The sequence below is a fragment of the Nonomuraea cypriaca genome, from assembly GCF_015645445.1.
Classification (GTDB): Bacteria; Actinomycetota; Actinomycetes; order Streptosporangiales; family Streptosporangiaceae; genus Nonomuraea; species Nonomuraea cypriaca.
In genome coordinates this window covers 1-19,143 of sequence record NZ_JADOGI010000097.1, presented here as the reverse complement: position 1 = coordinate 19,143, position 19,143 = coordinate 1, and the positions used below count along the sequence as shown (strand labels likewise).

At 70.2% G+C, this 19,143-nt stretch carries 22 protein-coding genes and 1 pseudogene; 16 read left to right on the top strand and 7 right to left on the bottom strand.

Going from position 1 to position 19,143, the window contains the following annotated elements:
- The first annotated feature begins 3 nt into the window (after window positions 1-3).
- Entirely contained in the window at window positions 4-273 is a 270-nt protein-coding gene (locus ITP53_RS28700) for a hypothetical protein (RefSeq protein WP_195898573.1), read from the top strand.
- A gap of 179 nt (window positions 274-452) precedes the next feature.
- Here ITP53_RS28700 and ITP53_RS28695 read toward each other — a convergent pair whose 3' ends face one another.
- Together ITP53_RS28695 and ITP53_RS28690 are read right to left on the bottom strand one after the other, a co-directional pair.
- On the bottom strand, window positions 453-1,535 hold the full coding sequence (locus ITP53_RS28695) for a questin oxidase family protein (protein ID WP_207756539.1): 1,083 nt from the start codon (window positions 1,533-1,535) through the stop codon (window positions 453-455).
- A gap of 10 nt (window positions 1,536-1,545) precedes the next feature.
- A complete protein-coding gene (locus ITP53_RS28690; RefSeq protein WP_195898572.1) occupies window positions 1,546-2,127 on the bottom strand; it encodes a dihydrofolate reductase family protein in 582 nt (193 codons plus the stop codon).
- Window positions 2,128-2,229: 102 nt separating this feature from the next.
- Between ITP53_RS28690 and ITP53_RS28685 the strand changes: the two genes are divergently transcribed.
- Window positions 2,230-3,255, top strand: a complete 1,026-nt coding sequence (locus ITP53_RS28685) for an ArsR/SmtB family transcription factor (protein ID WP_207756538.1) — start codon at window positions 2,230-2,232, stop codon at window positions 3,253-3,255.
- 87 nt (window positions 3,256-3,342) lie between these two features.
- Here ITP53_RS28685 and ITP53_RS28680 read toward each other — a convergent pair whose 3' ends face one another.
- The gene (locus tag ITP53_RS28680; protein WP_195898571.1) at window positions 3,343-3,753 is read right to left on the bottom strand and encodes a hypothetical protein; all 411 of its coding nucleotides are present in this window, start codon (window positions 3,751-3,753) and stop codon (window positions 3,343-3,345) included.
- A complete protein-coding gene (locus tag ITP53_RS28675) occupies window positions 3,734-4,012 on the bottom strand; it encodes a hypothetical protein (protein ID WP_195898590.1) in 279 nt (92 codons plus the stop codon). The genes ITP53_RS28680 and ITP53_RS28675 overlap by 20 nt, the downstream gene beginning before the upstream one ends.
- Before the next feature lie 257 nt (window positions 4,013-4,269).
- Between ITP53_RS28675 and ITP53_RS56225 the strand changes: the two genes are divergently transcribed.
- The 8 genes and pseudogenes from ITP53_RS56225 to ITP53_RS28640 all read left to right on the top strand — a co-directional run bounded on the left by ITP53_RS56225 (window position 4,270) and on the right by ITP53_RS28640 (window position 7,378).
- Window positions 4,270-4,671, top strand: a complete 402-nt coding sequence (locus ITP53_RS56225) for a Rossmann-fold NAD(P)-binding domain-containing protein (RefSeq protein ID WP_207756537.1) — start codon at window positions 4,270-4,272, stop codon at window positions 4,669-4,671.
- A gap of 170 nt (window positions 4,672-4,841) precedes the next feature.
- Window positions 4,842-5,171: a hypothetical protein gene (locus tag ITP53_RS28665; protein ID WP_195898570.1), complete on the top strand. Its 330-nt coding sequence runs from the start codon at window positions 4,842-4,844 to the stop codon at window positions 5,169-5,171.
- Window positions 5,172-5,216: 45 nt separating this feature from the next.
- Window positions 5,217-5,423 carry a hypothetical protein gene (locus tag ITP53_RS28660; protein ID WP_195898569.1) on the top strand — a complete coding sequence of 69 codons (207 nt, stop codon included), beginning with the start codon at window positions 5,217-5,219 and terminating at the stop codon, window positions 5,421-5,423.
- Window positions 5,420-5,965, top strand: coding sequence for a dihydrofolate reductase family protein (locus ITP53_RS28655; RefSeq protein WP_195898568.1), 546 nt, complete (start codon window positions 5,420-5,422; stop codon window positions 5,963-5,965). The genes ITP53_RS28660 and ITP53_RS28655 overlap by 4 nt, the downstream gene beginning before the upstream one ends.
- A gap of 64 nt (window positions 5,966-6,029) precedes the next feature.
- Window positions 6,030-6,221 (top strand): annotated as a pseudogene (locus ITP53_RS61265) (winged helix-turn-helix transcriptional regulator); the annotation flags it as partial.
- Window positions 6,222-6,234: 13 nt separating this feature from the next.
- Window positions 6,235-6,399, top strand: a complete 165-nt coding sequence (locus ITP53_RS61260) for a winged helix-turn-helix transcriptional regulator (RefSeq protein ID WP_407941317.1) — start codon at window positions 6,235-6,237, stop codon at window positions 6,397-6,399.
- A 15-nt stretch (window positions 6,400-6,414) separates the two neighbouring features.
- Window positions 6,415-7,191 (top strand): glycoside hydrolase family 18 protein, encoded by a 777-nt coding sequence (locus tag ITP53_RS28645; protein WP_328816065.1) that lies wholly within the window; start codon window positions 6,415-6,417, stop codon window positions 7,189-7,191.
- A gap of 22 nt (window positions 7,192-7,213) precedes the next feature.
- On the top strand, window positions 7,214-7,378 hold the full coding sequence (locus tag ITP53_RS28640; RefSeq protein ID WP_195898567.1) for a hypothetical protein: 165 nt from the start codon (window positions 7,214-7,216) through the stop codon (window positions 7,376-7,378).
- Between the two features lie 183 nt (window positions 7,379-7,561).
- Here ITP53_RS28640 and ITP53_RS28635 read toward each other — a convergent pair whose 3' ends face one another.
- A complete protein-coding gene (locus ITP53_RS28635) occupies window positions 7,562-8,257 on the bottom strand; it encodes a sulfotransferase family protein (RefSeq protein ID WP_236051270.1) in 696 nt (231 codons plus the stop codon).
- Window positions 8,258-8,834: 577 nt separating this feature from the next.
- Between ITP53_RS28635 and ITP53_RS28630 the strand changes: the two genes are divergently transcribed.
- Both ITP53_RS28630 and ITP53_RS28625 read left to right on the top strand, forming a co-directional pair.
- Complete coding sequence (locus ITP53_RS28630; RefSeq protein ID WP_195898566.1) at window positions 8,835-9,341, top strand: NAD(P)/FAD-dependent oxidoreductase; 507 nt, start codon at window positions 8,835-8,837, stop codon at window positions 9,339-9,341.
- On the top strand, window positions 9,314-10,441 hold the full coding sequence (locus tag ITP53_RS28625) for an MFS transporter (RefSeq protein ID WP_195898565.1): 1,128 nt from the start codon (window positions 9,314-9,316) through the stop codon (window positions 10,439-10,441). Before ITP53_RS28630 ends, ITP53_RS28625 begins: the two co-directional genes overlap by 28 nt.
- A gap of 459 nt (window positions 10,442-10,900) precedes the next feature.
- Here ITP53_RS28625 and ITP53_RS28620 read toward each other — a convergent pair whose 3' ends face one another.
- Both ITP53_RS28620 and ITP53_RS28615 read right to left on the bottom strand, forming a co-directional pair.
- Entirely contained in the window at window positions 10,901-13,174 is a 2,274-nt protein-coding gene (locus ITP53_RS28620; protein WP_195898564.1) for a polysaccharide deacetylase family protein, read from the bottom strand.
- A gap of 164 nt (window positions 13,175-13,338) precedes the next feature.
- On the bottom strand, window positions 13,339-14,349 hold the full coding sequence (locus ITP53_RS28615; RefSeq protein WP_207756536.1) for an ROK family protein: 1,011 nt from the start codon (window positions 14,347-14,349) through the stop codon (window positions 13,339-13,341).
- 81 nt (window positions 14,350-14,430) lie between these two features.
- On the opposite strand from ITP53_RS28615, the gene ITP53_RS28610 reads away from it, so the two are divergent.
- The 4 genes from ITP53_RS28610 to ITP53_RS28595 form a co-directional block, all read left to right on the top strand.
- Complete coding sequence (locus ITP53_RS28610; RefSeq protein WP_195898562.1) at window positions 14,431-15,639, top strand: ROK family transcriptional regulator; 1,209 nt, start codon at window positions 14,431-14,433, stop codon at window positions 15,637-15,639.
- Between the two features lie 124 nt (window positions 15,640-15,763).
- Window positions 15,764-16,840: an ABC transporter substrate-binding protein gene (locus ITP53_RS28605; protein WP_195898561.1), complete on the top strand. Its 1,077-nt coding sequence runs from the start codon at window positions 15,764-15,766 to the stop codon at window positions 16,838-16,840.
- Window positions 16,837-18,375, top strand: coding sequence for a sugar ABC transporter ATP-binding protein (locus ITP53_RS28600; protein ID WP_195898560.1), 1,539 nt, complete (start codon window positions 16,837-16,839; stop codon window positions 18,373-18,375). Before ITP53_RS28605 ends, ITP53_RS28600 begins: the two co-directional genes overlap by 4 nt.
- Window positions 18,372-19,143: ABC transporter permease (locus tag ITP53_RS28595; protein WP_195898559.1), on the top strand; the 772-nt coding region annotated here is incomplete at its 3' end. The genes ITP53_RS28600 and ITP53_RS28595, both read left to right, overlap by 4 nt.

Sequence of the window (19,143 nt, the reverse complement as noted above, 5' to 3'; positions counted from 1 at the left end):
CATGTGCAGGAGAGGGTCGCGATCGGGCGGGTGGACGGCCAAGACGTGATCATCTCCGGCGGTGACGACGGCACTGTGCAGGTGTGGAACGCCGCCACCGGCCGCGAACAGGACACCCTCACCGCCCTGCGCCTGCCGAAAACTCCATCCATGCAGTTCAAGCCGCATGTGAGTAGTCGTGGAGGACGCCGCCGAGCCGGTTTCGCCGGCGTCGGCTCGTCAGGCGATGGGTTCCAAGGCCACTCGGTAGCCCAGGGCTTGAGTGGTTCGTGAAGGCTGCTGCCGAGGCTGTCTCTCGCAGAGACTCAACTCGACGTGGGAGACGATGCCTGTTGTGGTCGCCGGGTGATCGCGGGCTTTTTGCCGGCTCTAACGGTCGAACGGGCGATGCGCCACCCCGAGGTCGCGCACGTCCGCGCCAAGGTCGTCGTAGGAATATGACCTTTCTCGCGTCAGGGACGGTCGATCAGCTCGCCGACGTGCAGGGTCGCGGCGAGCAGCTCGGGGTCGCCTGTGCAGTCGTACGACTCGACGGCCGTGTCGGCGAACTTCAGGACGTGCTCGTCGCCGTGCTCAGCTGCCCGCTGGAGCACGTCCTCGCGGGTTAGCTCGGGATAGCGCCGGACGATCTCCGCGCACGGGGCCGGCCGGGCCGGGGCGTACGTCGCGATGACCGCCGCCACGGCCGCCCAGGCCGCCGTCAGGCTCGGCAGCCACTGCTCGGTCGGCAGGACCGGGAGCACGTGCCGCACGGCGTTGGGCGCGGTAGCGGCGTGGACCAGCAGGACCGGCGAGCCGTGGCCGAGCCTTAGGTACGCCTTGGCGGCGCTGTCGACGATCGACTCCAGCCGCGCCGGGACCTCCTCGGCGGACGCGGCGGGTTCCAGCGCGCGCAGGCTCGCAGTCCAGCCCGGGCTGCGCTCGAGCCGGTCGAGCCGGTGGGCGATGAAGCCGCTCTGGTCTTTGAGCCGGGTGACGGCTGGCAGGGCCTGTTGCGGTGTGAGGGTGCCCTCCGGCGCGACCAACCCGGCGAGCTCGCGGTAGCGCGCCGCCCAGAACGCCAGCCCGTGGGCCAGCTCGTCGAGGGTCTGGCGTGCTGGGGCGTGAGCGGTGCCGCGCAGTATACGCACCGCGTGACCGACCCGGATCACGCCGTGGGTCGAGCCGGCCACGATGCCCGGCAGCAGCCGTGGCCACCACCCGGCGAGCACTTCCTGCCACGGGCGCTCGGTCAGCTCGTGCCGGAAGTACGCGGCCCAGTCGGGCAGCCGTCGCGCCTGGCCCAGCGCCGCGCCCCACTCGCCTGGCTGGATGGCCGCGCTCGTGTCGGGCAGCCCCGCCAGGCGGCGTACGTAGCGGTCGAGCCAGCCCTCGACGTCGATGTCGAGCCCCCGCCGGATCATGACCTCCACGGCCATCGGGCCGTGGTTGGTCATCCCGTGGTTGCCCTCCTCGTCGCCGCCGAACTCCGGCCCGTACGCGTGCAGTCGTTCGTACGCTGCAGGCAGGGCCTCCGTCATCCATTCGCGGGTCATGGCGGCCACCTCAGTGGACGACGTCATAGACGAGCTTGGTGATGCCGTTGGCGTACGTCTCGGACTCGACCACCTTCAGCATCTGCTTGTCCTTGTCGGCGTCGCTGAACATCCGCTTGCCGGATCCGAGCAGCACCGGGAAGACCAGCAGGTGGTAGCGGTCGATCAGGCCGGCGTCGGAGAGGTTGCGGGCGAGGGTGGCGCTGCCGTGGATGACGATGGGGCCGCCGCCGGTCTCCTTGACCTTCACGACGTCCTCGAGGGAGCGCAGGATCGTGATGTCACCCCAGTTGTCGACGAGGGCGTCCTGGCCGAGGGTGGTCGAGACGACGTACTTCGGCAGTTCCTTGAGGGCGGCGAAGTCTTCCATGTCCGGCCACAACGGCGAGAACGACTCGTAGCTGGTCCGGCCGAACATCAGCGCGGTGGCCTCCTCGGTCTCCCGGCCCTTGAGCTCGTACGCCTCGGGCAGGAACTTGATGTCCTTGTAGGTCCAGCCGCCGCTGCGGTGGGCCTCGTAGCGGGTGCCGCCGCCGGGAGAGTCGACGACGCCGTCCAGCGAGACGAAGGCGGTGTAGATCAGCGTGCGCATCTTCGATCTCCTATCCGTGGTCGGGGTGGATGTCCTCAGTCTGCGGTGGCGTCACGCGCACGGCCACGATTAGGCTCAGACCTAATCGGAAGGGGCGGCCGCGTGATCCACCTGCACTTCACGACGATGGACTTGACCCGCGTGCGCTTCGCCGTCTCGCCCCTCATGGAGACCGTCGCCAGCCTGCGTATGCTGGCCGCCCGCGGGCAGGGGCGACACCTGCACCGTCCCTGGATCGACAGGTTCGCCGAGCGAGCGGGCCGGCTGCGCGAGCGCGACCTCGACCTACTGCGGGCGCTGGTGCGTCCGGAGGGCTACATCCCCGACTTCCTGGTGCCGCCGCCGGGTCGCCGGTCATCGACCTTCGCGGACGCGCTCGCGCAGATCGCCGACGCCGATCCGGAGATCGTGGCGCAGGAGTTGGCGCACCTGGCGGCCCACCGGGTCGCCCAGCAGGGGCCCGGCCGCGAAGGGCGGCGAGCCCTGCTCCAGGCGCTGGTGGACCGGCCGGATGCGGGCATCGGCCCCGTCACGGAGGCGCTCGAGGCGTACCACCGGGTCGCGATCGCCCCAGACTGGCCGCGGATCGATGCGTTGCTCAACGACGACATCGCCTACCGACTCGATGCCTTGGCCGACGGCGGCGTCGACCGGATGATGAGCAGCCTGCACCCGTCGGTAACGTTCGCCGACCAGACGCTGAGGATCGTCAAATACTACGAGGGCCACGCCGACTGCGGCGGGCGCGGCCTGTTCCTCGTGCCGTGCGCCTTCGCCTGGCCGGACGTCCTGGTACGGACCGCGCAGCCAGAGTCACCCAGCGTCTCCTACTCCCCGCGCGGCCTCGGCCGGCTCTGGGAGGAGCCCCCTGAGCAGACCGGCTCGGCGCTTGCCGGCGTCCTCGGGCAGACCCGGGCCGCCCTGCTGGCCCAGCTCGACCTGCCGATGTCGACCAGCCAGGCCGCCACCCAGATGGCGCTCTCCGCGCCGACGCTCAGCGTGCACCTCCAGGCGCTGCGCGCCGCCGGGCTGCTCACCTCGCGCCGAGCGGGCCGGCAGGTGCTCTACTCGCGGACCGAACTCGGCGACCGACTGCTCAGGGAGGCAGGCCGGCAGCCCGACGTCTGAGCTGCGTCGGCGGTCACGCCGATGGTGCCGGGTCCACGAGCCGGAGAAGACTGTCCTTCCTGATCGGAGGGATATCGGGTGCCGAGGTCAGGTCGGGGCGGGCATCCGGCGTTGCCCGGACGGAGTTTGACCGCCAGGCATTCGCCGGTGTTGTCCAGCCAGGCCGTCAGCGGGAACATCCCTTAGGTCCCCTTTGAACGTCCCGGCCGCCGATTCCTTGTCGCTGTGGCAGACCTGGATGGTGGCATCGAGGCGGATCACCATCCATTCCCCCAGGTCGCCGTAGCAGGTTCGTGAGGCCGGGATGCCGCCGTGCCGGGCGGCGATCAGTTCCCAGATCCGGCGGCGGGCTGTGGCGCGGGCAGCGGCGACCTTGTCCCATCGCCGTGCGGTCAGTTCCTGCAGCGCCCGCCAGGCGGTGGGGGCCGAGGCGACCGGCCCGAACAACGCCGCTTGACCGCAGCTCAGGGCGCGTAACTCAATATTCGAGCGGTACACCGTACGACTTCTCGGACCGCCGGCCGCAGAGCAGCGAGCGCATCTTGCCGCGGTGGCCATTGCCGGCGTCCGGCGCGGGCTGCAAGACGGCAGTGCTACGCGCGCGCTGCCGAACCCTTACCCGCCCGGCAACCTTCACCTTTGCTGTGAGCCGGTGCACGGTGCGCCAGGCGATCTCGCGGTCGGGGCCGGAGACGACGACCTTGACGGCCCGTCCCCGTACGGCTGGATGCTGTTCGGTCCCGAAGAGCAGTTCCACCGGTACCTCGGCTACTGCTTCGCCGTGTTCACCATGCGCAAGACCTTCGGGCTCTCCCACGAGACCGTGATGTGGAACACCCCGGGCAGGGCCGCGGCACTCTACGCCGTGGAGGACGACGACGAGGTGCACGCCTTCTTGAACTTCGCCCAGCCGGAACCGCCGTTCGACGCGTTCCGGGACCCGGATGCCCAGGCGACCTGGTCGCCAAGGTCTTCGCCGACGCGGGATGGGAGGTCCCGGGCATGCTGGCCGCCATGCGCGACGCGGATGACCTGTTCTTCGACGGGGTCAGCCAGATCCGCATGCCCCGCTGGTCCAGCGGCAGGGTCGCGCTGGTGGGCGACGCCGCGTACGCGCCCTCGTTCCTCACCGGACAGGGCACCAGCCTCGCACTCGTCGGCGCGTACATGCTCGCCGGTTCCCTGGCCGACCGGGACCACGCCGCGGGCTTCGCTGCCTACGAACACGACACCCGTGAGTTTGTGACCGTGAACCAGGGGCTGGTCGGCGAGGGCGGTGCCACGCTCTTCCCGACCACCGCCCGGGCCCTGGAACAGCGCAACGACAGGCTGCGCAATCTCCGCGCCATGCCCCCCGCGGAGGGACGACCGGCCCATTCGGCCCTCACCCTGCCCGAATTCATGCCCATGACGTGAGCCCGGCTGGGCTGTCCAGGCCGCGAGATCGAGCTCGCCCTGCCTGCGGGCGGCGTAGCCGAGGCCGATCTCGGCGAGGATCTCGCCGCCCGCGTAGTCCTGTTACGTGGCGAGGCGGAGGGCGCGCTTCTGGTCGCTGCCCGCTCGAGTCCGGTCAGGTCGCCGCGTCCGTGCGCGAACTGGGCGCGAGTGCTCAGCGCCGCCGCCTCGCCCCACCGGTCGTCCGCGGCGCGCAGGGCCTCCAGAGCCCTGTCGAGCAGGTCTTCAGCGGCTTCCATCTCACCCAGGTTCACCAGCGCGAAGGCCACGAACCACGCGGCCCTGGCCCGCTCGCCCAGCTCTCCGGCGAACACCGGGCGGCCCTCATGCAGGAGCAGGTCGGCCAGGAGCGCGCGGACCTTCAGCCCACGGATCGTGACGGGCGCGCCGTCCGCGTCCCACACCATCAGCGGGCCAAGCACCCCAAACCGCATGACCGTCACCCTATGCCGGAGCGGTAAGTGCGGTGGAAGGAAACGGTAACGGTCGCCCAGCACAGTAGTCACATGGCAAGCAACGAACGGCTGCGGGCGGTGGCCGTCACCGAGGCGGTCAGCCTGCCCTGCTACTGGGATCTCTTCGACGCCGACGGCTCCTGGCCCAAACGGGGCGCGAGCTGCCGCGCGGCGGCCGGAATCACGCTTGACCAGCTGTCATGGTGGGCCCGTACGCTGCGGGACGCCAGAAACGATTACCAATGGAGAGAACAATGAGGAAAGTCATCGCTTCGACCTACACCACGCTCGACGGCTACATCGACGAGCCGCAGAACTGGTCGTTCGACTACCGGACGGACGATGCCACCCAGTACGCCCTGGACCTGATGCGCAGGTCGGATGCCCTGCTGGCGGGGCGGGTCACCTACGAGGGGTTCGCGTCGGTCTGGCCGACCAGGCCCAGCGACGAGTTCTCCGACCGGATCAACGGCATGCACCATTACGTGGTCAGCGACACCCTGGAGAAGGCCGACATCTGGGGCACCTCCACCATCATCAGGGGCGAGAACCTCGTCGAGGAGGTCACCAAGCTCAAGCAGCAGCCGGGCGGCGACATCATCATCTACGGCAACGGGCAGCTGACCGACACGATGTCGCAGGCCGGGCTGCTCGACGAGTACCACCTGTGGGTGCATCCCCTCATCCTTGGTGAGGGTGAGCCGCTGTTCAGGCGTGAGTCGAAGGCGAAGCTGAAGCTGCTGGAGAACAAGACGTTCAGCTCCGGCCTGGTCATCCTGGTCTACCAGCCCGAGCAGTAGACCAGGATGACCATACTGGTCATCGGGGCTTGCCCGGTGGACACCGAACCGTAATCCGGCACCGGTGGGGCCCGGCGGACCCCCGCGCGACGTCACCAAACCCACCCCATCATGTCCGGTGGAAATCACCCTCGCGGCCCTGCATGGCCGCTGGACAACCCTGGTGATCCGCGAATTCCTGCAAGGCGACCGCACCTTCACTGAGCTCCGCCATGCCCTGCCCGCGCTGTCGGACAAGGTTCTTTCCGATCGGCTGGCACACCTGACAGATGCCGGCGTGCTCGATCGCCGCCGTCAGCCTGGCTGGCCGCCCCGGGGTTCACTACACACTCACCCCACACGGACGCCGCCTCGGCCCCGTACTGCAAGCACTATGGGACTGGGGCGCACAGCCACTTGTCGATAGCGCAGGCTGTACTTCGCGCTTCCAGTAGGCGGGATCGATCGCGGTGTGCTCGTGCCCGCATGCTTACTGCGCCCGAGTGTCCCACAGGAATGACCGTGCCGAGCTCAGATGCGCATCCACGGTCATCGCCACCGCACCTGCCCAGGCGGCGACTGGGCCATCGCCGGACACCAGCGGCCCGGCCGCGTTCAGGAACCTCATGTCGGCGGTGCGCGCCCGCTTCGGTTCCGGCAACCTGGTCACCGCGGCGATCACCGCCGACGGCACCGACGGCGGCAAGATCGACGCGGCCGATTACGCCGACGCGGCGCAGTACGTCAACTGGTACAACGTCATGACCTACGACTTCTTCGGCGGCTTCGCGCCGCAGGGTCCGACGGCCCCGCACTCTCCGCTCAACTCCTACACCGGCATCCCGACACCGGGTTTCCATGGCGACAGCGGAATCCAGAAGCTCAAGAGCAAGGGCGTGCCCGCGAGCAAGCTGCTGCTCGGCATCCCCTTCTACGGCCGCGGCTGGACCGGCGTCACCCAGGCCGCGCCGGGCGGCACGGCGACGGGACCGGCGCCGGGGCCGTTCGAGGAGGGCGTCGAGGACTACAAGGTGCTCAAGACCCGCTGCCCGTCCACCGGCACGGTCGCGGGCACGGCGTACGCCCACTGCGGCAACCAGTGGTGGGGCTACGACACGCCGAGCACGATCGGCGGCAAGATGAGGTACTCGAAGAACCAGGGCCTCGGCGGCGCGTTCCTCTGGGAACTCAGCGGCGACACCACCAACGGTGGGCTCATCAAGGCCGTGAAGAACGGCCTGGGCTGACCTCGGAGGGCTGGCTCCCACGATGCGGGGCCGGCCCTTTCTGTTCTCGGCTCGCGCTGGAACGGCCCCGAACCACCTGCCGCTGGGCGGCGGTGCGCTGCACGCGGACGGGGCCAGGCGGCTGCGGATCAAGCGCACGGCCTTCACCTCCGACACGGACGGCGCTGTGGTCGGAACCCAGACCTGATCGCCCCGCGAGTGCCGTCCGATGGCCTGACCTGTCCTCGATGCACAAAGATCAACTTCTAAGCGGACGCTCAAATGATGTTGAGCGTCCGCTCCATCGAATTTGAGCGTCTGCTCAAGTCTGCCGGGCTGCAAGCTGCCGTCATGCGACAGCACCCCGGCGATCCTGCGACTACCTGGAGGGTTAATGCGCGAAGGGCGACTCGATTTCGCCCCCCGCCATCAGTTTGGCCAGCATCTGCTGCATCGACTTCGCGTCGTTGAGATGTGGGAACGGCTCCCCGTCAGGCACCGGCACGTCCAGGAACCGGCACAGCGGCTCCCACCCTTCCCGGACGTCGAACACCAGCAGGCGCTCCTGCGGGAGGGCCTCCTTGACGGCGGCCACGTGCCGCTCGAACGCCGCCACGGCCACCTCCTCATCCAGTGGGCCATCCCTGAAGGACTGGGCGAACACGGACTGCGTGATGTGGTCGAGCACCGGGCCGAGCCTCATCATCCTCTGGAACACCGCGGCCGCCGCCTCGGGCAGGTCCTCCGGCAGGTCTCGCCCCGGGCCGTCGGTGATGAGCACCTGCATGCTCACGTACCAGGCGTGCGGGTCGCGGACCGTCAGGACGACCTTGGCGTCAGGGTACGCTTCCGCCTGCTCGCGCCAGAAGTGCGAGGCCGGCCAGTCCACGGCGGACCGGAACCCCTCGAACACCTCCTCCCAGTTGACCGGCCCCTCGGTGGTCACCGATAGCCACCTGTCGACGAGGGCCGGGTTGGTCATGATGTTGAACATGTGATGGCATGGCCCGAATCCGAGCCGTTCCAGTGCCGCCTTCATCGAGCTGGTCCCGGTACGCGGTAAGCCTGCGCCGATCACCGTCAGCATGTCGCTCCTCTGGTGGGGGAATTCCTCTGATGTTGAATCTACGTCTCCTATGAGAGCGGCGGGGGGACGAAGTGTGACACGCCATCGTGCAGGGCCCCGATAACGAGGAAGGATCGACTCGGTACCCGGCCTTCAGCAGATCGACCTGATACTGCGTGAGCTCCGGCGCGGCCGACACGCCTGGCCTCGCTGCCGGCCGAAACCCGGCCGCCACCATCGGTGGCCGCTTACCTTCCGCGTCAGAGTTAATGGGCGCTGACACACCTTGCCCAGGGACTTCGACCTCCTCCTGGACGTGGCGCGTGATACAGAGATCCAGCCCGTCATCGCCGCGACGTTCCCGCTGGACCGGGCTGCTCGCACGCAGGGGGCCACTCGCCCGCCGGACCCACGTGGGGAAGATCGCTCTGCGTCCGTGGGGAGGCTCACACTTGCATGGGAATTCGCAGCTCACAACTGCGAGAGCCACTCATCCTCTGCGGTACTGGGCCTTGATGTGGAACCGCTGGCCCTGGGGGCCGAGGATACTGAGGAACTCCACGGGATGCTCATCCGCGTTGCCGTACCAATGCGGAAGATGCGTGTCGAACTCTGGCACCTCGCCGCTGGACACGACGAAGTCCTCTTCACCGAGGATGGCGCGCGCCGCCTGCGCGCGTGCGCAGGCATCGTCGACGTCCTCCCGGACGTTCCTGCGCTGCGCGAATGCTGGGGGCGTGATGTCGCGCATTGCCCGTACTGTCACGGATGGGAGATACGCGAGAAGCGCATCGGTGCGCTCGCGACCGGCGCGATGAGCATGCATCAGGCGCTGCTGTTCCGCCAGCGGACCGACCGGCTCACCCTCCTGCTCCACACCGAACCCTCACCGAGCACGGAGCAAGCCGAAGGGCTCGCCGCGCGCGGAATCCTCACGAATCGAGCCCTGAATGTGCCGGGCCGCGCGAACGCCGGCGCGATCGCCGCCGCCGCGGGCGCGATCAACACCGATCTGATCGCACAGGAAACCGCCGAAGCCGTCAGCACCTTCCGCAGCAAGTGGCACTCCCACCGTGGGTGGGCGGCTTCATCATCGCCTCGCTGATTGGGGGCCTCGCCAGCGACTTCACCACATTGGTCGTCGCCCGCGCACTCCAGGGGATATCGGGAGCGCTGATGGCTCCGGCGACGCTGTCGCTACTGGCGACGACCTTCTCGGACGCCACCACTCGAGGAAAGGCATTCGGTATCTTCGGCGGCGTCTCGAGCAGCGGCAGCGTGATCGGACTGATCCTCGGCGGCCTCCTGAGCCAGTACCTCGACTGGAGATGGTGCCTCCTCACCAACGTCGTCATCGGTGTCGGGATCAGCGCACTCGCCGCCAAGGTGCTCCCAGCGGAGACGCACGCCTCTGCCGTTGGTGGTCGACCCGACATCGTCGGGGCGGTCGTCTCAACCCTCGGTGTGCTCTCCATCGTCTACGGCCTCACCATCGCCGAGTCGCGCTCCTGGAGTGACTGGATGACCATCGGAGCGATCTCCCTCGGCATCGCGTTGCTGGCACTCTTTGGTTTGGTCGAGAACAGGACCTCTAACCCGCTCCTGCCCATGCGGGTCATCTGGGACAGGAATCGCGGAGGCGCCTACCTCATGGTCGCGATCGCGGGCATTGGCATGTTCGGTGTGTTCCTCTTCCTCACCTACCACTTGCAGATCGTCAGCGGACTCACGCCACTGGCCACCGGACTCGCGTTCGTCCCAATGGTCGGCATGCTGGTCGTCGGATCGATCGTCGCCGGCAGTGTCCTCCTTCCCCGCATGGGCGCTCGCGCGCTCGCCATCACGGGCCTCACAGTTGCCGCCATCGGTGCAGCGTCGTTCACCGCGATCAACCTCGGCTCCACCTACCCACTCGGCATCCTCCCCGGACTGCTCATCACCGGTGCAGGCTTCGGCCTCGTGTTCGGGCCCGCGATGAACCTCGCCACATCCGGGGTCGAGCCCAACGATGCCGGAGCCGCCTCGGCGATGGTCAACGCAGGCCAGCAGATCGGCGCGGCGTTGGGCACCGCACTGCTGAACACCATCGCCCTCAACGCCACAGCGCCACATACCTCGCCACCCATCCACGCTCCCCCGACGCACTCATCCTGTCGACCATCCATGGCAACAGCGTCGCCTTCTGGACCACGAGCGGCATCCTGATCGCGGGCGCATTGATCTGCGGTTTCCTCATCACGCGGAAAGACCATGTACATGCCAAGTCCATCGGGACCTCTCCGGCCGCCTGAACCAGCAGACAGCTCCCTTCTCCCGTGAAGTGCATGACGTCGCAGGTATCGGTCGCGGGCTGGAAGGCAGGGCGCGCAGCATCGAGTCCTTCGAAGGCGAGTATAGGAAGTTCCATCATCAGAAGGCCTCGACCCCTACCTGAGCAACGTCGCGCGCCTGTGGGGGTGCGGAAACTCGACCTGGGGCTGCTACCTGCGATTACGCGGTGATCAAGGCTGGCGGTCCGACATGGTCGCAGGCCATGATGTGGTCCCTGCTCTACTTGATCGTCGGTAACTCGCCGCAGGTCGTCCTCGTGCTCGCGGCGACGATGCTGGATGGGCGGACGCTGGCCCCGTCGCCGGCGGCGTTCGCGTCGGAGGCCGGGCTGGGTCAGCCGACGATCACGTACGGCTCCGGCGGCTCGCCCGGGAAGACCAGTGGCGCGTACGGCACCGGGTTCTCGACCACCGGGATCGGCTGGACAGTCGGGATCAACCGGTCCGCCACCACGTTGCCGTGGTGGTCGACGGTGCCGAAGCAGTAGCCCAGCTCGCGGGCGGCGTCGATGAGCAGCGCCAGACCTCCGTTCGTGCCGGGGCCGGCCGGGGTGTCGTACGGGCCGTCGTGCAGCGAGATGATCGCGCCCGGATACAGCTGCTCCACGATCGCCTCGCTGATCTCCTGCGCGGTGCGCTCCGGCACCCAGTCGTCGGTGCCGATGCGGGTCATGTAGGCCGTGTAGCCCATGTCCGCGATGATCTGCCGGACCTGCGCGTTCGCGGCACCGAACGGCGGGCGGATGCCCTTGAACGAGATCGGGGCGCCGGCGGCTGCGAACGCGGCCTCCGCTGCCTGGATCTCGCGGCGGACGCCGTCGGGGCCCTCACTGGCCAGCACCTGGTTCAGGTTCGCGTGGCTGTAGGTGTGGTTGAGCAATTCGTGCCCCTCGGCCAGCTGGAACCGGGCGAACTGCGGATTCGCCTCGACTCGGGTGCCGGTGTCCATGAAGACGCCGGTCACCTGCTTCTCGCGGAGGATCCGCAGCGTCTCGGTCCGGTAGTGCGACGGGCCGTCGTCGAACTGGATGGCCAGCCGGCGGTCGCAGGTGTTCGGGACGGATGTGTCGCGCGGCCCGCCGACGCGGGTGCGGGCGGCGGCCGAAACGATGCGGGCTCGTTCCCGGCCGCTGAGCAGACCGGCGGCGACGAACTCGTCGGCGGCCGCGCGGGCGGCGGACACGAAGGCGCCGTGGGTGGCGAACGGCTCCCGCTCCCAGACGCGATCCAGCAGGGTGCAGCCGTCGCGGCCCTCGGGGTTGGCGATGCCGGTGTCGACGCGCGGCGGCCCCAACCAGACGGTCTCCTCCGGCGACCACCCGTTCGGACACTCGTCGGCCGTGGCGGCCCCCGCGGACGAGGATCCGGCCGTCGCCACGGTCGTCCCCACGGCTGGCGCCACGGCCGGGTTGACCGGCGTCGGCGTGATGATCTTGTACGGCTCCGGGGGCAGCCCGCCCTCGAACAGCAGCGGCAGGTACGGCACCGCGTTGACGACGGACGGGATCGGCTCACCGCTCGAGACGTACCGGTCGGCGGCGATCGCGCCGGTGCTGTCGAACGTGCCGAAGCACAGCCCGGCCGCCCGGATGTCGTCGATGATCAGCGGCAGCGCCTTCATCAGCTCCCGCCCGGCGACGGTGTCGATGGGGCCGTCGTGCAGGAAGATGTTCCGCCGTCCGTCCGCGATGCCCTGGGCGATGTCGGCCCGCAGCTGCTCGGCGGGCCGGTCCGGCAGCCAGTCCGCCGCGTCGATGTCGCCGCTGATGACCGTGAAGCCCAGTCGCGTCAGCTCAGCCCTGACCTGCGCGTTCGCCGCAAGGAACGGCGGGCGCATGCCGACGAACGGCCGCCCGACGCCGGCCCGGTCCAGCGCCTCCTCGGTGGTCCGCATCTCGGTCTGGAGCCTCGGCACGGTGACCTGGTTGAGGTTGGGGTGCGCGTAGGTGTGGTTGAGCACGAGGTGCCCCTCGCGCCGTTCGAACGCCGGGAGCCGCGGATTGGCGTCGATGCGCATGCCCACGTCGAAGAAGGTCGCGGTGACCTGCTTCTCGCGCAGGATCGCCAGCGTCTGGCTGCGGTAGAACGACGGGCCGTCGTCGAACGTCAGCGCCACACGATCAGTGCAGGTGTTCGGGACGGAGTCGTCGCGCCCGCCGGCGGCCGACCGGGCGGCGGCCGAGCGGATGGCGGCCCCCTCGCGCGCGTCGAGCAGACCGAGGTCGCGGAACCCCCGGGTGGCACGGGCGACGGTGGCGACGAACTCGCCGTGGGTGACGAACGGCTCCTCCTGCCAGACGACGTCGAGCAGCGTGCAGCCGTCGTCGCGTCCGGGGTTGGGGATGCCGGTGTCGATGCGCGGCGGGCCGAACCAGACAGTGGTCTCGGTGGACCAACCGCCCAGACAGGCGTCGTCCGCCTCGGTGGAAGCGCCTGACGAGTCGGGTGAGGCAGTTGACGGGTCAGCGCCGGAAGCGCCCACCGCCGTCCCGCGCACCGTGCTGGAGGCCGCTGCCGTCCCGATCAGTGCGCCGGGCTGGGCGATCACTGTCCCGACCAGCGCGCCGGCGGTAACCACCGCCAGCACTAATGCCACCGTCCTGGTCATGGCCACTCCTTCGAGGGTCGCGGGCATGCCGAGCGACAAATCTGCTCAGGACGACTGAAACGCCCAGCAGATGGCCGATCTCTGTGAAAGTACCTGTGAGAGATCGCTATCGGAACCCTTCCGGCGATACTTTCTTATCGGCATGAGTTAAAAGCCAGATTGGGTCAGGCCATCACAGCAGCGGCCAGCGCCCCCGCGACCGCCGCGCGCGCCCCAAAGGTACTGGCCCTGACCTGCAGCGACTCCCCTTCGGTGACCGCCAGCCAGCGCCGGGTGGCCGCCAGCGTCTCCGGCCGCGAGCCGATCCCGCCCCCCAGCACGAACGTCGCCGGATCGACGATCGCCCGGACCGTCCGCAGCGCCAGCGCCAGCAGCCGGCCCAGCTCGTCCAGCACCTGCCCGGCCGCCCCCTCACCGCCCGCCGCCGCCGCGAACACCTCCGGCGCCGGACGCCGCCGCTCGGTCAGCTCGTGGTAGCGGCGCTCGATGCCGCCGCCGCTGACCTGCTGCTCCAGTGGCCCGTGCACGAGGTTGGCCGGGTTGAAAGGATCCGCACCGAACGGCAGGTCGGCCACCTCGCCGGCCAGCCCGCGGCTGCCCGCGTACATTCGGCCACCCAGCACCAGGCCGAGCCCGATCCCCGTTCCGACCGCGACGAACGCCAGGTCGCCGCCGCTGTCCGGCTGCCAGACGTGCTCGCCCCAGGCGGCCAGGTTGGCGTCGTTGTACACCAGGGGACGGGTGCCCAGGCGGGCTTCGAGGTCGGCGGGCACGTTCATGCGGTCCCAGCCCGGGACGTTGGGCGCGTGCCCGACGGCGCCGGTGACCGGATCGGGGGCACCGGGACAGCCGACGGCCACCCGCAGAGGCCGCCCGGCGCTGCCCGCCGCCGCCGTCAGCGACGCCACCATCTGGGCGATCTGGCTGGTCACGTCGGTGCCGCCCCGCGGATCGGTCCGCTCGACACGATCCAGCAGCCGATGCCGGACGGGGTCGTAGAGCACCGCGTGCAGCTTGGTGCCGCCCAGGTCGACGCCCACCACCGGCTCGGCCGCGTCTCCACGGAACGCCTGGACGGACGGGGCCGGCCCGGCGTCGTCCGACGGCAGCCAGCCAGCCTCGGTGAGCGCTCGGCGCAGCGGGTCGGCCAGGCCGGTACGGTCGGTTCCGCGCATCACCACGGGTGGCGTCTCCAGTCTCGAGCGGGGCTGAGGACGGATAGTATCAGCCTGATAGAAAACTCAAGGGGAGCAGCCATGTCGGGTCCGACCTCCTCGACGGCCAACGCAGGCACCGTCTCGCGGGTCAACCAGACCGCGATCCTCGACGTGCTGCGGCAGCATGGGCCGCTGTCGCGGCAGGAGATCGGGGCCCGCACAGGGCTCAGCGCCGCCACCGTCAACCGGCTGGCCGGCCAGCTGCTGCGCAAGGGCCTGGTCGTCACCGACGGGCAGCAGCCGTCCACCGGCGGCCGGCCGTCGATCCTGCTGCGCTACAGCGGCCGGGCCCACCTCGTGACGGTGGTCCACGTGGGCGCCACCCGCACCGAGGGCGCGCTAGTCGACTTCGACGCCGCCATCGTCCACCGGGTCCACCGCCCGGTGGTCCCCGACGTGCTGCACGCCGCCGACCGCGCGACCATCCGCCTGGAGGAGGCGCTCTCCGTCGCCACCGAGCTGGGCGCCACCGCCGCCGAGCGAGGCCGGCCCAGCCAGGCCGTGGGCGTCGCCGTTCCGGGCGTCGTCGACGGCGCCGACGGGCGCGTGACCTGGGCGCCCGCGCTCGACTGGCGCGAGGTGCCGGTCGGTTCGCTGCTGCATGACCGTACCGGGCTGCCCGTCGTGGTCGAGAACGACGCCAACGTGCTGGCCGTCGGCGAGCACCACCGCGGCGCCGGCCAGGGCGTCCAGGACCTCGTCGCCGTCGTGCTCGGCACCGGCATCGGGGTCGGCATCGTCACCGGCGGCCGGTTGCACCGCGGCTCCCGCGCGGCGGCCGGCGAGATCGGCTACATGCTGCTCGACCGCTCGTCGCTGTCCCGGTTCTTCCCCGGCTTCGGCGACCTGGAGAGCCGGGTCGGGTCGGCCGGGCTGACCCGCCAGGCTCGCGAGCGCGGCATCGCCGCGCCGGCGGACCGGCCGCTCACCGCCGCCGACGTGTTCGACCTGGTAAGGAAGGGCAGCGTCGAGGCGCGGGCGCTGCTGGAGGAGACCCTCGACTACGTCGCGCTGGCCGTCGCCAACCTGTGCACCGTGCTCGACCCGGAGCTGATCATCGTCGGTGGTGAAATGGGCGGCGCGGCCGACCTCATCACCCCTGGCCTGCGCGACCGGCTCGTCGGCCGGATCCCGCACGTGCCGCGCATGGCCGCCTCCGCGCTGGGCGACGACGCCGCGATCGTCGGCGCCGCCGAGCTGGCCGCGCGCCTCGTGAGCGACTCCGCCTACGTCCAGGCCACTCCCTGACACCGGCCCTCTCTCGCCGGAAAGGTCGCCCCGAACGGTAGACGGCACCCCCGGCCGTGGGGCACCATTGGGCCACTTATTGCTCGCGCTGGTTTAAAAGTCGCCGAGAAAGGGTGTGGTCCTGATGCCGAGACCGAGTCGAGGGTGGCGCGCGGGTGCCACGGCCGCCGCCCTGGCCGCGCTCCTGGCTGCCTGCAGCTCGGGCGACGGCGGCAGCGGCGCCAGCGGCGGCGGTGAGCCCGACGGCCGGCCGTACACCATCGGGTTGAGCAACGGCTTCGTCGGCAGTGAATGGCGCACCCAGATGGTCAAGGGTCTGGAGGCGGCGTTCGCCGAGTATCAGAAGGGTGGCGTGGTCGACAAGCTGGTCGTCGAGAGCGCCGACACCGACGTCAACGGCCAGATCCAGCAGATCCGCAACCTCATCAACCGCGACGTCGACGCGATCATCGTCAACCCGAACTCCGAGACCGCCTTGGACGCCGTCTTCCGTGAGGCGAAGCAGCAGGGCATCGACGTGTTCGCCATCGACCAGGCGGTCACCTCCAAGGACGTCACGAACGTCGTCATCGACCAGGCCGAGTGGGCCCGCATCTCCGCGAAGTGGCTGGCCGAGCAGGTGGGCAGGGGCGGCGACATCGTCGTCGTCAACGGCATCGCCGGCCACCCGGCCAACGAGATGCGCTGGAACGCCGCCAAGCAGGTCTTCACCGACGTCGGCGTCAACGTGCTCAGCGTCGCCGACGGCAACTGGGACCAGGCCAGCGGGCAGCAGGTGATGACGAACCTGCTGGCCACCTACCCCGACGTCGACGGCGTCTGGACGCAGGACGGCATGGCAGAGGGCGTGTTCCGCGCCGTCCAGGCGGCCGGCCGCCTCAACCAGATCAAGATCTCGGGGGAGGCCCGGGTCGGGTTCATGCGGCTGTGGAACGGCGCCCGGGCCGACGGCTTCGAGAGCATCGGCGTCGTGAACCCGCCCGGCGGCGCCGTCTCCGCGCTGCACATGGCCGTCAACGTGCTTGAGGGCCGGAAGTTCGCCGCGGGCAAGATCAACGGCAACACCGTCCACGTCCCCATCCCCTACACGGTCAACGAGACCACCCTCGAGGAGCACTGGGGCAAGGTCAGCGGCCAGACCGACGCGTACTGCCTGGACGGCTCGCTGACCCGCGACGAGGCCGCAGGCTTCTTCCAGTGAGCACGCTGCTGGAGATGACCGGCGTCCGCAAGCGGTACGGCGGTGTCCAGGCGCTCGACGGGGCGAGCCTCACCGCGGTCCGCGGTGAGGTGCACGCCCTGCTCGGCCCGAACGGCTCCGGCAAGAGCACGCTGGACAAGACGCTGGCCGGCACCGTCGTCCCCGACTCCGGCGAGATCCGCATCGACGGCGCAATGGCGCGGATCGGCGGCCCGCGCGACGCGCACGCGCTCGGCGTCGCCGCCGTCTACCAGCAGCTGAGCATCGTCGGCGACCTCACGGTGACCCAGAACGTGGTGCTCGGGCTGGAGCCGGCCCGCCGGTTCGGGTTCCTCGACCACCGCGCCGCCCGCGACCGCGCCGCCGCCGCGCTGGAACGGTTCGCCGCCGCGTTCTCCGGACGGCTGCCGCTGGACCGGCCGGCCGACTCGCTCGGTCCCGGCGAGCGGCAGATCGTCGAGGTCGCGAAGGCGCTGGCCCGCGGGCCCAGGATCCTCGTGCTCGACGAGGCCACCGCGTCCCTGCACAAGGAGCAGGTCGAGGTGCTGTTCGACGTGGTACGCGAGCTGCGCGCGGCGGGCGTGCTGGTGGTGTTCACCTCCCACCGGCTGGACGAGGTGTTCGCGCTCTGCGACCGCGCCACGGTGCTCCGCAACGGCCATACCGTCGGCACCGTGGAACTGGCGGCCACCGACGAGAACGAACTCGTCCGCCTCATGGTCGGCGACGCGCCGCACCAGGCACCCCGCCCCGCGCGGGCGCCGGCCGCTGCGACCCCGGACCGCCCGCCGCCGACGGCGACTCTTGAAGTACGCGGGCTCACCACCGACCGCCTGCGGGACGTCACCTTCACCGTCCACGCCGGTGAGGTGCTGGGCCTCGGCGGGCTGCAGGGCCAGGGCCAGTCCGAGCTGCTGCTCGCGCTGTTCGGCGCCGCCCGGATCACCGCGGGCGGCGCGCTGCTGGACGGCCGGATGCTGCCGCTGACCTCGCCGGCCAGGGCCGCCCGCGCCGGCGTCGCCCTGGTGCCCGGCGACCGGGGCAGGCAGGGTATGTTCGCGCCGCGTTCGATCCAGGAGAACCTCTCGCTGGCCAGCATGCACCGGCGGGCCCGGGCGAAACTCGCGCTCGGCGCCGCGGCTGAGCGGCGCGCCGCCCGGTCGATGGTCGAACGGCTGCGGATCAAGATCGGCTCGCTGGCCGACCCGGTGTCCACGCTGTCCGGCGGCAACCAACAGAAGGTCGTCATCGGCAAGTGGCTGCTCGACCGGCCGCGTGTCGTTCTGCTCGACGACCCCACCAAAGGCGTCGACGTGGCCGCGAAGGAGGAGATCTACGCGATCGTCCGCGGCCTGGCCGACGACGGCGCCGTCGTCATCCTCAACTCCAGCGACAACCGTGAGCTGACCGAGCTGAGCGACCGCGTACTGGTGCTGTTCGAGGGCGCCGTCGCCGAGGAGCTGAGCGCGGAGGCGATCACCGAGAACCGATTGGTGTCCAGCGCGCTGCGGCTCGCCCCTGGAGAGTCACTGTGAAGGCCCTGGCCCGGCTGCCCGGCGTCCAGCTGTCCGGCGCCGCCACGGTCGCGATGCTGGTGGCGGCCGTTGCCGTCAACTCGGCGCTGCAGCCGAACTTCTGGGGCGGTTACGCGCTCACTTCGAACTTCGCGACGTTCGTACCGCTCGTGGCGATCGCCGTCGGGCAGACGATCGTGGTGCTGAGCGGCGGCATCGACCTCTCACTCGGCGCGCAGGTCACGCTGGCCAGCGTGGTCGCCGTCCAGGTCGTCGACGGGCAGCTGGACAGGTTCCCGCTCGCCGCGGCCGCCGCGCTGGGCGCCGGGCTGGCCTGCGGCGCGCTGAACGGGCTGGTGGTCGCGCTGCTGCGACTGCAGCCGATCGTCGCGACGTTCGCGACCAGCTTCGTGTTCTCCGGGCTGGCGCTGGTGGTGCTGCCGACGCCCGGCGGCTCGGTGCCGATCGAGGTCACGACGGCGTACCGCGCCGCCGTGCTCGGGTTACCGGTCGCGCTGCTGGCGATCCTCGGGGTGGCGCTGCTGTGGTGGGTGCTCCGCCGGCACCGCGTGCTACGTCACATCTACGCCGTCGGCGGCGACGCCGAGGCCGCGTACGCCTCGCTGGTGCCCGTCGCCAGGACACGGGCCTGGGCGTACATGCTGGGCGGGCTGTTCGCGGCCCTGGCGGCGCTGGCGGTCCTGGCCAACACCGGGTCCGGCGACCCGTTCGTCGGCAACGAGCTGACGCTCGCGTCCGTGGCCGCGGTGGTGCTCGGCGGGACGGCGC

Excerpts from the sequence above, each read along its gene's own strand:
- ITP53_RS28620 (WP_195898564.1), bottom strand. The coding sequence starts at position 13,174 with ATGACCAGGACGGTGGCATTAGTGCTGGCGGTGGTTACCGCCGGCGCG.
- ITP53_RS61260 (WP_407941317.1), top strand. The coding sequence starts at position 6,235 with ATGCCGGCGTGCTCGATCGCCGCCGTCAGCCTGGCTGGCCGCCCCGGG.
- ITP53_RS28610 (WP_195898562.1), top strand. The coding sequence starts at position 14,431 with ATGTCGGGTCCGACCTCCTCGACGGCCAACGCAGGCACCGTCTCGCGG.
- ITP53_RS28630 (WP_195898566.1), top strand. The coding sequence starts at position 8,835 with ATGCGTGTCGAACTCTGGCACCTCGCCGCTGGACACGACGAAGTCCTC.
- ITP53_RS28690 (WP_195898572.1), bottom strand. The coding sequence starts at position 2,127 with ATGCGCACGCTGATCTACACCGCCTTCGTCTCGCTGGACGGCGTCGTC.
- ITP53_RS28605 (WP_195898561.1), top strand. The coding sequence starts at position 15,764 with ATGCCGAGACCGAGTCGAGGGTGGCGCGCGGGTGCCACGGCCGCCGCC.
- ITP53_RS56225 (WP_207756537.1), top strand. The coding sequence starts at position 4,270 with ATGCGCGACGCGGATGACCTGTTCTTCGACGGGGTCAGCCAGATCCGC.
- ITP53_RS28640 (WP_195898567.1), top strand. The coding sequence starts at position 7,214 with ATGCGGGGCCGGCCCTTTCTGTTCTCGGCTCGCGCTGGAACGGCCCCG.
- ITP53_RS28695 (WP_207756539.1), bottom strand. The coding sequence starts at position 1,535 with ATGACCCGCGAATGGATGACGGAGGCCCTGCCTGCAGCGTACGAACGA.
- ITP53_RS28615 (WP_207756536.1), bottom strand. The coding sequence starts at position 14,349 with ATGCGCGGAACCGACCGTACCGGCCTGGCCGACCCGCTGCGCCGAGCG.
- ITP53_RS28655 (WP_195898568.1), top strand. The coding sequence starts at position 5,420 with ATGAGGAAAGTCATCGCTTCGACCTACACCACGCTCGACGGCTACATC.
- ITP53_RS28635 (WP_236051270.1), bottom strand. The coding sequence starts at position 8,257 with ATGCTGACGGTGATCGGCGCAGGCTTACCGCGTACCGGGACCAGCTCG.
- ITP53_RS28660 (WP_195898569.1), top strand. The coding sequence starts at position 5,217 with ATGGCAAGCAACGAACGGCTGCGGGCGGTGGCCGTCACCGAGGCGGTC.